The sequence below is a fragment of the Spiroplasma ixodetis genome (genome assembly GCF_040369795.1).
Classification (GTDB): domain Bacteria; phylum Bacillota_I; class Bacilli_A; order Mycoplasmatales; family VBWQ01; genus Spiroplasma_E; species Spiroplasma_E ixodetis_B.
In genome coordinates this window covers 992453-1005424 of the sequence record NZ_AP028955.1, presented here as the reverse complement: position 1 = coordinate 1005424, position 12972 = coordinate 992453, and the positions used below count along the sequence as shown (strand labels likewise).

Here is a 12972-nt window from a genome sequence, read left to right as displayed (position 1 = left end):
TTTCTTTTTAGTGAGTTAAAATAAAATGGTAGTTATAAATGTTTAAAAAATATTGAGGTAATGTCGCTTTTAATTTTATATTTGACTTTAAGTCCTTGTATGCTATACAAGGAATTTTTATATAATTTTAAAATAAAATATATTAAGAAAAAGGAGGGAAAAAATAACAAAATAATATTTAAAAAAATAATACAATTTCAAATTTTACTTTTCACAAATATATATTCCTCCCTACAATTATTTTACATTAAAAATTTGTATCTCTTAAAGCTACTATTGGTTTATTATTTTTCTTATAAATAATATTATTATAAAGAGTAAAAAGTAACATCAAAATTATGTATAAGATTAAAATTGCAAAGATATAAATAAAGAAAGTAGTTAAACTTTTATGAAAATCTAAAAATAGATATGGAAATGAATAATCAATTTCTGTCGTTCCTTTTCTTAAAAAACCAACAAAATTTCCTTTAGCAAGTGCATAACCTAAATATGCAAACATGTAAATAGAAATAATTGGTATTCAAAGATATGTTTGTTTTCCGAGTTTTCAGTAGTATTTACCAGCAGAAAACATAAAATATAAAATCACTATCACTGGTACTATTAAATGTAATAAAAATGTATTTATAAAATTTAATATGCTAATACTATTATTACTATCTAAATTATTTATCATTGGTTTAAATAATACAACAAAAAATACGATAAGAGTTACGGTAATATAAACAGTAATTGCTAATGAAAATCGCCCAAAAACAAATTGTGCGCGATTGTCATGAAAAAGATTTGTTAATACAAAACAAAAGAAAAGAAAAACTAAAAAATTTGATTGAATAGTAAAGGTAGAAATCATTGTTCAAATACCAACTCATGGGCCATCTGGAGTTCATAAATTATGAGGATTAGGTGTTCCAACTGTTATTGGTTTATACTCAATTAAAACTATTGCAAATTGCATTATTAGACCTATAACAGCAATAATTAGTCCAGATCAAAGTAAAAAATCAGAAAATTTACTTTTAAATCCTATATTTTTTCTTATTTCCATATGGATCAACTCACAATTCTATATTTTTTCTATTTTAATTACATTATACATGATATTATAATAAGTATGTAAGATATTAGAAAATTATTAATAGCAACTAAATGAAATAATAAGGTGATGTTATGTATCAATTATATTTAGATACAACAAATAACAAATTAACAGTGGCGATTTTGCAAGGTAATAAAATTTTAGCAAGTTCATCATTTATTGCTTGACAAAAACAAACAGAATTGGCAATTCCAACTATTACTAATTTACTTGTAAAATGTAAAATAAAATTAAAAGATATTTCAAAAGTAGTTATTGCAAATGGTCCTGGCAGTTATACTGGAATTAGAGTAGCAATTACTTTTGTCAAAACACTTAAAGTTTTGAATAGTTTTTTAACGGTTTTTACTATTAATAGTTTATTATTACAGGCAGGATTAATAAAATCAATAAGTGTTTTGTCAGCATACAATAATAAAAGTTATTTGGCAGTATGTGATAATGGAAAAATAATTATTCAGCCGCAATTAGTAGATGAAAATGCTAAAATTGGTATTATTAGTGATTTACTAGATTATAAAATAATTGAAAATTTAGAAAAGTGTAATATTGTGGAAAATTTTCAAAAGTTGTCACCATATTTTATCGAAGTAAAAAACATGAAAGATTTGCAACCATATTATATTAATGAGCCATTTTCATCACATAATTAAAAAATAATAAAATTTAAATATTTTACATTAGTTTAAAAAAGAGTTTTTACATGCTTATCAATGATATTTTTTGATCTAGAGTATCAAAGGAAGAAAATAATTTCACAAAAAAAGAAAAAGTTCTTATTAACTATATTAATAAGAATAGTCAAAAAATGGATCAAGTTACTATTAGTTCTTTGTCTAAAGAAAATACTGTTGGTTATAGTGTTGTTTATAATTTAATTAAGAAGTTGGGATTTAAAGGTTATCGTGAATTTATCATTAGTTTAGCTGCGCAAGAAACTACTTTCAAAGCTTTAAATCGTGATTTTTTTGGTGATCGTAGTGTTTTAAAAGAACATTATAAAAAACTGATGGATTTAAATGATTCAACAATTAATTATGAGGAATTACAAAGATTTATTAATTGAATAGATGATAATCGTAAAGCTTGTATTTATTTAGCAGGCATTGGTCATTCTGGTTTAGGCGCGGAGGATTTATCAAATAAATTATATCGGTTTGGTTTACGATCAATCTGTTTAAATGAAGATGATGATAGTATTTTAATACGTGCTTCTTTAATTATTCCAGAAGATGTAATAATTCTTTTTCATTATCAGGTAAAACCGCTACTATTGTTGAAGCAACTAAACTTGCTAAAAAGAATAATGCTAAAATTGCAGTTGTTACATCACAAGATAAAACTGAATTAGTGACTTATGCTGATTGAACATTTAATATTGTTTCTTCAGGACTTTATGAAGCACAAGAAATATTTATTTCTCCATTATTTGCTATTACTTATTTTAATGATTTAGTAACAACATATTTATTAAAACCAAAGCATAAAGATTGATATTGAGAAAATAGAATTAAAACTAATAAAGTAATTAAAAAATTTAATTAATTTTTTAAAAATAATAATTTAATATTATGTCATTAATATTTATTAAGTAAGGAGATGAAGTATGTTGTCTAAACAAGATGATATTTTGACAGTAGAGCACTTTTTTCTTGAATCTGATTGTAAAACACAAGCAGAAGCTTTTCAAGAAATAGCAACTTCTGCTAAAAAATTAGGTTTTTTGAAAAAAAATATTAGTGAAAAATCACTAGTTAATAGTTTTATACAAAGAGAAGGAACTACTAGTTTTGGTGATGGTGTTGCTGTGCCGCATGCTCGTAATGAAGATATTGTTAAATCAGGAATTTTTATTATGCGTTTTAAACAGCCAATTCCTTGGAAAGCGCTAGATGAACAACCCGTTAAAGCAATAATTGCTTTAATTGCTCCACTAAAAAGTGCTGGTAATGAACACTTGGAAATTTTATCAAAAGTGGCACAAAGATTAACAAAACCGGAATTTCAATCAATATTATTTAATTCAAAAGATAAAAAAGTAATTATTCAATCACTAAATATTAATAATAAACCTAATGTTGAAACTAGTGGTAAAACTATTAGTGAATATATGAAAGGTTCTTCAAAAAAACTAAAAATATTATAGCAATTACTGCTTGTCCAGTTGGGGTAGCACATACTTATATTGCACAAGATAAATTAGAAATTGCTGCAAAAAATTTAGGCTATAATATTAAAGTTGAAAGTCATGGTAGTATTGGTATTAAAGGTTCTTTTACAGCAACTGATATTGCCAATGCTGATTTAGTTATTATTGCAGTATCGGCCGGTGTTGCAGATTTAAAATTAGAACGGTTTAATAATAAACCATTATATAAAAAACATATTCCGTAAATAAATTTAATCAATTGTCAATAATAATATTTATAAATTTTTTAGTGTTAATAATTATAGAAGTTAATATTTTTTTATTTTAATGGTTTTGTTTTATTAAAAATTTCACAAAGTAAGTTAAATCTTAAGTACATAAGTCTAAATATACTTTTTATACATTTATTTATTAAAATTTTGAATCTTTTTAATAAAACAAAAACATGTTCAACTTTAATTCTAATTTTTGAAATAATTTTATTGTAGATTTTTTCTTGTTTAGTTAATTTTTTATTTTTAGTTTTTTTAATTGGTAATATAGTATTTTTATAAATATTTTGTATTCCTTGATATCCCAAATCACCAATAATTATTGTTTTTTCTGAAAATTCAAGATTTGAATTTTTTAATATTTGAAAATCATGTACTTTTCCATTATCAGCAAAAATATCAACAATTTTTTTATTAAAAAAGTCATATATAATTTGAAATTTTATAGAAAACATTCAACTTTTACCAGAAAAATATTCTAATTGTAGTTTTTTTTAGTTGGTCTTTCAATTTCAATTTCAGTTGAATCAATTAAATAAAATTGAAATTCATTTAAATCTTCTTTTTTTTTCTCAATTTTTGATTTATATTTTGTTTTTAAAAACTGATAATATTTGTCATCACTAAGTTTATTTTCTACTCAAGTAATATTTCGAAAACAAATTGATGCACTCATTTTATATTTAATACTCATTTGGAAAAAAGTATAATATTCTTTTCAGTATACTAAAGTCATCATCAATCTTTCTTCAACTGAAAGTTTATATTTTCTACCTTTAGTTTTTTTAAATTTTCTATTTCAATTAATTTTGTTAACATTTCATCAAAATAAAAACGTTTTATACCAAAATATTTATAAAATTGTTCATTTTTTAATTTTTTTAAATTTTCAAAATTCATTTTTATCAACACCTTATTAATTTATTAATAAAGAAATTATAAAATAAATTTTAAATTATTAATTGACTTTTAAAAAATTTATTTACGGAATATGTCTAAAGTGGAAATTAGCAAAGTTATTAAAAATCCTGAAAGTATTGTTAATGATGCTTTCGCTAACGCAAAACCTTATGAATTAAACAAGTCAGAATTGGGACAAAAAGCGGAAAAAGTAAATAAATAATTTGATTTATTTACTACTGATAAACAAGGAATTATGAAACATATTATGGCTGGTGTTGGCTATATGTTTCCATTTGTTGTTTTTGGTGGAATTATGTTAGCATTATCAATTGGTATTGCTAAAGCAGTTTATGGTGCTGATTTTGATATTTCCAAGTTACCACACAATCATTTTCTTTATTTTATGAATCAAGCTGGAAGTATTGCTTTTACATTAATGATTCCAATTTTAGCTGTTTTTATCGCTAATTTAATTGCAGTAGTGCCGCCTTGTTTCCGGCAATGGTAAGTGCATATGTCGCTAATACAGCATGATTATTTTATCCAATTGCTGGTTTAGAGCCAAAGGTTTCTGCTGGATTTTTAGGAGCATTATTAATTGGTCCAAGTGTTGGATATTTAGTAAGATGAATTATTACTTGAAAAGTACCAAAGACTATTGCTCCAATTATGCCCATTTTCTTTATTCATATTGTAGTAACATTTTTAATTAGTTTCACTTTTATTTATGCAATTAGAGCTCCAATTGGTTGAATAATGGAACAATTTCAAAATGGGTTAACCCACATGCCACGTGAAGCAATGGCAGCAATTGGAATGTTGCTAGGAGCCGTGATTAGATTTGATATGGGTGATCCAATTAACAAAGTTGCTTTTTTAGCAGCTTCAAAAACGATAACTGCTGATCCTAGTTCACAATTATTTATGGGAGCAGTAGTTGCGGCTATTCCTGTTGCACCACTTGGAATGGGTTTAACAACTTTGATTTTTCGTAAATTATTTAATGAAAGTGAACGTACATTAGGTTTAACAGCAATGTTAATGTGGTGTATTGGTATTTCTGAAGGTGCGATTCCTTTTGCAGTAAGAGATCCAAAACGTGCTATTATTAGTAATATTATTGGTAGCGCTGTTGCTGGTGTTATTGCTGGTGCTTTTTTATTAACTGATGCTGCGGGTCATGGTGGTCCTATTGTTGCTATCTTAGGTGCAGTTAGTTCAGTTAATTATGTGCTTTGGGTAAGTATTCTTTTATTCTTTTCAGCCATTATTGTTGGAAGTATTGTTACTTGTTTAGTATATGGTGGATTATTAATTATTCAATCACGTAATATTAAGGTTTTTTAAATTAATGAACGAAAGAATCATGAAAATATTTAATAGTAAAAAATCTAAATCTAAAAATAGTAAAAATAAAGTTTAATTGAACAAATAATCAAAGTTTAGGAGAGTGAATATGAATAATAGCACATCACAAATAATTTTTTTAAAACCTGCTTTTATTCGCAAATTATGAGGTAGTCAAAAATTAGCACACAAATTTAATTTTGATTTACCTAAAAATACACCAATTGGTGAAGCGTGATTAGTTAGTGCTCATCCCAATGGAATGAGTTATGTTTTAAATGGCGAGTATAAGGGATTAAGTTTAGCAGAATTGTTTAAACAGCAACCCAGTTTATTTGCTAATCTTGATAGTTCAGGTAATGTGATTAATAAAGAATATCCGTTGTTAACAAAAATTTTAGACGCAAATGATAGTTTAAGCGTTCAAATTCACCCTGATGATAAATTCGCAGAAAAAAATCATCAATGTTTAGGAAAAACTGAATGTTGGTATATATTAGAATGTTTACCCAAAGGTAAAGTTATTTTGGGTCATAATGCTAAAACCAAAGATCAGTTTAATCAATGATTGGCAAAAGGACAATGACATAAACTATTAAAATATATTCCAATTAAAAAAGATCAATTTATTTATGTTCATTCTCTAAAAATTCATGGCTTATTGGCACATACTATGGTTTTTGAACTCCAACAATCATCAGATATTACATATCGTTTATATGATTATGGTCGTAAAGATGAACTTGGTAATTTAAGAAATTTGCATTTGAAAGAAGCATCAACTATTGTTTTAGCTCCTGATTTAAATAGCAGTGAAGCTAATGGTCATGATAATTATTTAGTTGATAATAAGTTTTTTAAGTTAATTAAATTAATTAATGAGGGAATTAAGCATTATAGTTATCCTAATACTAGATGATTGCAAATCTCAGTATTGGATGGTAATGGTATAATTGATGATACTAGTATTAAAAAAGGTGAATCATTTATTTTACCAAATGGTTATAATGATTTTTGTTTAAGTGGAAACATGTTATTGATGGTTGCATATTGCTAATAAATTGTTTTATATATAAATAATTATTATAGTTTTTTTAATGCTTGTTCCGAATCATTTCATAAATCTTCAACATATTCAATACCAATTGAAAGACGAACAAGACCTTCTGAAATATTTGCATCTGCTAATTCTTGTGCATTATAAGTAGAATGTGTCATTGAAGCAGGATGTTCAATCAATGACACAACTCCACCTAAAGAAACTGCCAAAATTATTAATTTTAAATTATTTAATAGTTTGATTCCTCCATCATATCCACATTTTAATTTGAAACTAATCATTGCTTCCGGTAATGGAATGGCAACCTTTTTTAGGACTGTTTTTTTGGTAGACATTTGTGCTTGGTGTTTTATGGGGGTTAAGTAGTTTAGAGTGCTGTGGATTCTTATTTTGTTGTATCAATTGATATAATCAAATAATTCTAATTTTAATTGGATTAATGATGTAAAATTTTTATCATTAATAAACTCTGTTTTGAAAGTTTTGAAAGTCGCTTCAGCAACAGCGTTATCATAAGGACAACCTTTTTTGCTTAAAGAGCGGGTAATATTGAAGGCTAATAAAAGTTTATCAATAGTTTTATTATTAAATTCATTACCGCGATCGCTATGAAATATTTGAATATTTTTTAAACAACGATTTGAGCACATAAATGCTTGATATACTAATGATGCATCTTTTTTAGTACCTACACTATGTCCAATAATTTCGCGATTGTACAGGTCGATTAATAAGCAAATATAGTTTCATTTACCATTAACTTGAACATAAGTTAAATCACTAACAATAACTTCATTTTTAAGCCTATTATTAAAGTCTCTATTAACAAGATTAGTAATTTGACTATCATTGACTTTATTATGATAATTTTTGTATGATAATTTAGTGTATTTTGATATTAAATTATGTTTATTCATAATTTTTTTAATTTTTCGTCTTGATAAATTAATTTTCTTTTCTTTTAGAACAACTTTTAATCTTCTTGTTCCATAAGCTTCTTTATTTTCTTTAAAAGCACTAATAACAGCTTCATCATACATATTATTTTGAATTTTATCTTCTTTTTTCTTGAAATTAAAATAATATGTTGATTTAGAGATTTTTAAAAAACGACACATTGTACGAATTTTATAGGTAATGTTTAGTAATATGTGTAACTTACAAAAATAACTATGTTTAATTAATTCTAGTAAATAAAATTAAATAAATAGAAAGAGTAGACATATTCCGTAAATAAATTTTAAATTATTAATTGACTTTTAAAAAATTTATTTACGGAATATGTCTATAATATATTTATTTTTAAAATTTAAAAGACAATATATAATTATTTTTAACTATTTAAATTACGTATTATTGTTGATTTATATTGGCTAAATGTTAAGATAAATGTAAAATTAGATACTTAATTATTAATTACATTTAGTTTTTAATAATTTTGAAAATGATTGATAAATAAAATTATTGTTTATAGATTTTATTTTTTTTTGCATAAGATGTTAAAAATAAAGTACGAATAGTTTACTATAAATATTGCGAAATAATAATTATAAAGAGGTAAAAAGGATGTTAAAATTTTCAAAAACATTATCTAACATTGGTATTTATCTACTTTTGACAACATTAATGCCGGTAATGGTTATTTCTATAATTATGATTTCTTTAAAAGGATTAATGGAAAGTTCTTATTAATTATTATGGAAGTTTGGAGAAGGATTACAAGAATTTTTTGATTCTGGATTAAGTACTATTCAATGATTAGGATGAATTATATTGATAGTTTGTCTAACAACTTATGGTATTCTTATATTTATTTTAGTTATGATAAATTCAAGAAAAGCATTTGAACAAAGAATTGGTTATATTCTTAGTTTAGTAATTGGAGTTGCTTCAATTGTTGTTACATTATTACCATTAATTATTGTTAGTATTGGCAATGGAGTAATAACTTTAGTATTAGGATTATCATTTGTTTTTATTGGATTGAATGATGTTTTCGTTGCTTGTGGATCATTATTTGGTTTAATTAGTGCAAAAAAACATTATAAATTTATGAGATGCAAAGAAAAAGTAGATTATATCTACTTTTTATTATTTATATATTTACTTCATGGTAATTGTAAATTTGTTAATGTATAATGCATTAATTGTCGATGTATGCTAATAATTAAAACGTTAAATATTGTTACAATAAGTAAAATTCATCAATGATCGTTTAAATTATTAAAATAATCAAGTTTGCTTTTAAAAACGGCAGTTTCAACTAACATAAATAATGCATTTAAAATGAAAAAAATTAATCAACCAAAACTAAATAGAATAATTAGATAACGATAAAATTTAGTTTGAAAAGTACTACCTTTGACTTTAATTTGATAAACCGTTTCATAAGTATAATGATTAATAGAAAAAGCAAACAAAATTAATAGAATTAAACTATTTATGCCAACTATTAATAAAATATTAATTATTTTTTTGCTAGTAGTATTTATTAAAATTGAACCTATTATTATAAAAATAATTTGAACAATTAATCACAAAACGCTAACATAAAAAAAACTTTTTTTTGTTCAGTATTTAATTAATTCATTTTCCATTTTGTATCACCATATTAATTTTAGTATATTTTATGCAAATATAGAATAAAATTTATCATTTTTATAATTTTTCATAACATAATAAGTTTGGGAATAACTAAAATTAGAGAGGGAAATAAAATGGCAATTGAAGTAGAAATTAGGCGTATACGTCTAAGACTTGGTTGAACGCAAGCATATTTGGTGAAATTAGTAGGTGTTCGTCAAGCAACAATTAGTAGAATTGATAGTAATGCTAAAAATTCTTCATAAGGAATAATTCATAAAATTATTTTAGCATTATTAGCAGATATGAATGATATAAAAGGTTTTACGCATGATTTTGTATTAAAAGAAAATGATTTTGAACTATTTATTAAACTGTTAATGGCTAATTCACAATTAAAAACTAATATTTTATATAATCCTGTTCATTGTGCACGAATCATATAATAGAGTAATTATTAATTTTGATTAAAAATATGGTAAAAATAAAGTATAAAAAAATTGTAAATAAATATTAATATTTTTACTGTAGTACATTTTTTTATTTATAGGAGAAATTTATGAAATATTTTTTAAAATTATTAATTATTACTTTGTTAATAAATAGTTCATCAGTAGGATTAATTGGATGTAGTATTCCTAGTGTTGGTGATATTTGAATAATTACTGATGGTGGTGATTTATTTGATAAAGCTTTTAATCAGCAAGTATTAGAAGGTTCAAAAGAGTTTACTAAAACATTTAATGATAATCGTATTATGATTAGTAATTTACTCGGTAATGAAGTTTGAAAAACTAAAAAAATGAAAACACGTTGAATTATTTCACGAGATAGTACTGTTTCAACTTTACAAAATAATTATAATTTAGCAACATTTGCTGGTGCTAAAACAATTATTGTTGTTGGGTTTAATCATCTTGGTGCATTAACACCAGCTATTAAAAATCAATATAAAAAGTTAGGTGTTCGTTTTATTTTAGTTGATGCTAAATTAGAAAAACCAGTTGATGTGGCGTGTTTAAGTTATTCAGCAGAACAATCAGGGTTTTTATCAGGATTAGCAGGAGCAATATGATTAGCTGCTAATCACGAAACATATGATAATTTTTTAAAAATGTCAACTTTTGGTGGTTTACCAGCTGATACTATTGTTAGTTATATGATGGGTTATTATTGAGGCGTATATTATTTTAATAAATATCGTAATAGCAATGATAATTTATTGGAAATGACTAATGCCATTAGAATTAAAGAGGGTAAGGAAAAAATTGAAAAATGAACTAATAAATTTGATATTCATTTTGATAAAATTGCTAAACAATTTACAGGTAGTTTTGAATCTGGTACAAAATCATCAAAAGCAATAACTTCACAATTAATTGATGGATATAAAGATGATATTGTAATGCCTGTTGCAGGAGCACAAACAATTGATTTAGTATCAGCTGTTAAAAACTCTACTACTAATAGCAAAGCAAAAATTATTGGTGTCGATGTTGATCAAAGTGTTCAATATAGTTATGCTAAAGATATTTTTATTACATCAGCTTTAAAAGGAATTCATAAGTCAGTTAATACTTGATTATGACATTCTTTTAATTTAGATTATAATAATGATGATCAACATTCAGTTATTAAACCTATTAATGGTGAACAATACTTTGATGGTATCATACCACAACCAGCATTAGGTGGTCAGCAATATCTTGGAATTGCTAATAATGATTCTATTAGTGCTATTTATAATAACTTAATTATTGATAGTAATGATTATTGACGTTTAGCACAAAAGGTAACTGATGCTTATAATAAATTAGTTGCTGATTTAGCTAATGATTCTACTCGTGATAAGTGAGAAAATGTTTGAAAAAATTATGTTGATGAAAGTGTTGAAAAGTATAAACCACAGTTTTAATAAAAATTTACTATATATTTTAAAAAATTTATAATTATTCTTGAATTTTTAAAGAATAAGTTTTATTATCTTATATAATGGTAGTTATGCCATTAAAGGAGAAACTAGTGTTTAGAGTTAATTGTGAAAATAAGAAAATAATTAATATTAAATACATATATACTGTATTTTTTAATAGTAAGTTATTCCCGCCTATTTATTTTCAAAATTTATTTATACACAGTTTTATTTTATTTTGAATAATTGAATTAAGAAAGCAATGTTTTTTGCTTTCTTTTTTTATATTTTTTTTATATAAATATTTATATATAATTGTAGGAGGAATATAATAGTATGCGTAAAATTTTTACTGTATTTAGTGCAATATCATTATCAGCAATAATGATATTGCCAATCATTGCTTGCAATAGTCAGTTTAATGATCCAAATATTTATCGAATAACTGTTGTAACTGATGGACATACTATTAATGATGCTTCTTTTAATGAATCATCATATAATGCTGCTCTCAAGTTTAAACAAGAGTTTAATGATTGAACACATAGTGATTATGTTGATCCTCAATATAAAAATAAAAGAGTTGAGGTTTCTTGAGATAATCCCCAATCAACTAATACTGATGATTTAATGACATCATATAATAAAGCCATTTTCATAAATAGTAAAGTAATTATTGCTTCAGGATTTTTACATCATAATGCTTTGGTTAAAGCACAAGATACTATTTTAAAACATAAAGTGAAATTTATTTTTATTGATGGTGATACTCCAAATAAAGAAGTACCAAAATCTAATAAACAATTGGCTGGCTTACTTTACAAAGCAGAACAATCAGGTTTTTTATCCGGATTGGCGGGGGCAATATGGTTAATTGCGCATGCTAATCAATATGGTGGCCTTGATAATTTAAAAATGTCAACCTATGGTGGACTTGATATTCCGGCAGTTACTAATTATATGTATGGTTATTATTGAGCCATACAATTTTTTAATAATAAATTTAAAAACAAAGAAGATGAAGAAAAATTAATATCATGGGTTAAAATTTTAAATTCAGATTTTAAAGAACCATTACCAAATATTAAATTTATAAATTCAGGCACTCAATTTAGTGCTGATTTTACTCAAGGTTCAAAAGGTTCACAAGCAATTAATGATGATCTTGCTCGACAAAAAACTAATATTATTTTTCCAGTAGCAGGACCACAAACCGAAGATACTTTATCATCATTAAAAAAATCTGGTCAAGGTAAAATTATTGGTGTTGATACAGATCAACAACTTCAATATCCACAATATGCATATAGGTTTATTACTTCTGCAGAAAAAGATTTAATTAGTTCAATTAAACTTATGCTCTGAAAATCAGTTGGTAAAACTAATCAGAATCCAGTGCATCCAACTGATCCAACTGCCGATCAAACATTTATTGATGATGCACCATACAGAGGTGGACCTAATTTTACTGGAATAGCACCAAATAAAGCAATTAAAGATGGTGATAAAGATATTTACACACCATTAATGACAGAAACTACTAATTGATTAGATAAAATTTCTGCTGGATGACAAAAAGTACTCAATTTAAAAGAACATTATTGAATTAATGGTATTAAAAAAGAATATGATCCATTTAAATAA

18 protein-coding genes are annotated in these 12972 nt (G+C 24.6%); 13 read left to right on the top strand and 5 right to left on the bottom strand.

The window, feature by feature from the left end:
• Positions 1-247: 247 nt before the first annotated feature.
• Positions 248-1051: a hypothetical protein gene (locus tag ABWV63_RS07180; protein WP_353305793.1), complete on the bottom strand. Its 804-nt coding sequence runs from the start codon at positions 1049-1051 to the stop codon at positions 248-250.
• Positions 1052-1173: 122 nt separating this feature from the next.
• Here ABWV63_RS07180 and tsaB point away from each other — a divergent pair, with 122 nt between their 5' ends.
• The 4 genes from tsaB to ABWV63_RS07160 all read left to right on the top strand — a co-directional run bounded on the left by tsaB (position 1174) and on the right by ABWV63_RS07160 (position 3496).
• On the top strand, positions 1174-1755 hold the full coding sequence (tsaB, locus tag ABWV63_RS07175; protein ID WP_353305792.1) for a tRNA (adenosine(37)-N6)-threonylcarbamoyltransferase complex dimerization subunit type 1 TsaB: 582 nt from the start codon (positions 1174-1176) through the stop codon (positions 1753-1755).
• A 50-nt stretch (positions 1756-1805) separates the two neighbouring features.
• Positions 1806-2453 carry a MurR/RpiR family transcriptional regulator gene (locus ABWV63_RS07170; RefSeq protein ID WP_353305791.1) on the top strand — a complete coding sequence of 216 codons (648 nt, stop codon included), beginning with the start codon at positions 1806-1808 and terminating at the stop codon, positions 2451-2453.
• 255 nt (positions 2454-2708) lie between these two features.
• Complete coding sequence (locus ABWV63_RS07165) at positions 2709-3248, top strand: PTS sugar transporter subunit IIA (protein ID WP_353305790.1); 540 nt, start codon at positions 2709-2711, stop codon at positions 3246-3248.
• Positions 3209-3496, top strand: coding sequence for a PTS fructose transporter subunit IIB (locus tag ABWV63_RS07160; RefSeq protein ID WP_353307214.1), 288 nt, complete (start codon positions 3209-3211; stop codon positions 3494-3496). The genes ABWV63_RS07165 and ABWV63_RS07160 overlap by 40 nt, the downstream gene beginning before the upstream one ends.
• Before the next feature lie 74 nt (positions 3497-3570).
• On the opposite strand, the gene ABWV63_RS07155 is transcribed toward ABWV63_RS07160, so the two are convergent.
• The 3 genes from ABWV63_RS07155 to ABWV63_RS07145 are packed head-to-tail and all read right to left on the bottom strand — an operon-like array spanning position 3571 to position 4423.
• Positions 3571-3978, bottom strand: a complete 408-nt coding sequence (locus ABWV63_RS07155; protein WP_353305789.1) for a transposase family protein — start codon at positions 3976-3978, stop codon at positions 3571-3573.
• A 23-nt stretch (positions 3979-4001) separates the two neighbouring features.
• Entirely contained in the window at positions 4002-4265 is a 264-nt protein-coding gene (locus ABWV63_RS07150) for a transposase family protein (RefSeq protein ID WP_353305788.1), read from the bottom strand.
• Positions 4250-4423: a hypothetical protein gene (locus tag ABWV63_RS07145; RefSeq protein WP_353305787.1), complete on the bottom strand. Its 174-nt coding sequence runs from the start codon at positions 4421-4423 to the stop codon at positions 4250-4252. The genes ABWV63_RS07150 and ABWV63_RS07145 overlap by 16 nt, the downstream gene beginning before the upstream one ends.
• 91 nt (positions 4424-4514) lie before the next feature.
• On the opposite strand from ABWV63_RS07145, the gene ABWV63_RS07140 reads away from it, so the two are divergent.
• The 4 genes from ABWV63_RS07140 to ABWV63_RS07125 all read left to right on the top strand — a co-directional run bounded on the left by ABWV63_RS07140 (position 4515) and on the right by ABWV63_RS07125 (position 6830).
• The gene (locus ABWV63_RS07140) at positions 4515-4646 is read left to right on the top strand and encodes a hypothetical protein (protein ID WP_353305786.1); all 132 of its coding nucleotides are present in this window, start codon (positions 4515-4517) and stop codon (positions 4644-4646) included.
• Positions 4647-4679: 33 nt separating this feature from the next.
• The gene (locus tag ABWV63_RS07135; RefSeq protein ID WP_353305785.1) at positions 4680-4934 is read left to right on the top strand and encodes a hypothetical protein; all 255 of its coding nucleotides are present in this window, start codon (positions 4680-4682) and stop codon (positions 4932-4934) included.
• Entirely contained in the window at positions 4928-5773 is an 846-nt protein-coding gene (locus ABWV63_RS07130; RefSeq protein WP_353305784.1) for a PTS fructose transporter subunit IIC, read from the top strand. Before ABWV63_RS07135 ends, ABWV63_RS07130 begins: the two co-directional genes overlap by 7 nt.
• A 109-nt stretch (positions 5774-5882) precedes the next feature.
• Complete coding sequence (locus ABWV63_RS07125) at positions 5883-6830, top strand: type I phosphomannose isomerase catalytic subunit (protein ID WP_353305783.1); 948 nt, start codon at positions 5883-5885, stop codon at positions 6828-6830.
• Positions 6831-6856: 26 nt separating this feature from the next.
• Here the strand turns inward: ABWV63_RS07125 and ABWV63_RS07120 are convergent, their stop codons facing one another.
• A complete protein-coding gene (locus tag ABWV63_RS07120; protein WP_353305782.1) occupies positions 6857-7951 on the bottom strand; it encodes an IS3 family transposase in 1095 nt (364 codons plus the stop codon).
• Positions 7952-8606: 655 nt separating this feature from the next.
• Here ABWV63_RS07120 and ABWV63_RS07115 point away from each other — a divergent pair.
• The 5 genes from ABWV63_RS07115 (at position 8607) to ABWV63_RS07095 (ending at position 12972) form a co-directional block, all read left to right on the top strand.
• Positions 8607-8972, top strand: a complete 366-nt coding sequence (locus ABWV63_RS07115) for a hypothetical protein (protein ID WP_353305781.1) — start codon at positions 8607-8609, stop codon at positions 8970-8972.
• A 578-nt stretch (positions 8973-9550) separates the two neighbouring features.
• The gene (locus ABWV63_RS07110) at positions 9551-9682 is read left to right on the top strand and encodes a helix-turn-helix domain-containing protein (protein WP_353305780.1); all 132 of its coding nucleotides are present in this window, start codon (positions 9551-9553) and stop codon (positions 9680-9682) included.
• A 39-nt stretch (positions 9683-9721) separates the two neighbouring features.
• Positions 9722-9862, top strand: a complete 141-nt coding sequence (locus ABWV63_RS07105; RefSeq protein WP_353305779.1) for a hypothetical protein — start codon at positions 9722-9724, stop codon at positions 9860-9862.
• Between the two features lie 113 nt (positions 9863-9975).
• Positions 9976-11331: a BMP family ABC transporter substrate-binding protein gene (locus ABWV63_RS07100; RefSeq protein WP_353305778.1), complete on the top strand. Its 1356-nt coding sequence runs from the start codon at positions 9976-9978 to the stop codon at positions 11329-11331.
• A 333-nt stretch (positions 11332-11664) separates the two neighbouring features.
• Positions 11665-12972 carry a BMP family ABC transporter substrate-binding protein gene (locus tag ABWV63_RS07095; RefSeq protein WP_353305777.1) on the top strand — a complete coding sequence of 436 codons (1308 nt, stop codon included), beginning with the start codon at positions 11665-11667 and terminating at the stop codon, positions 12970-12972.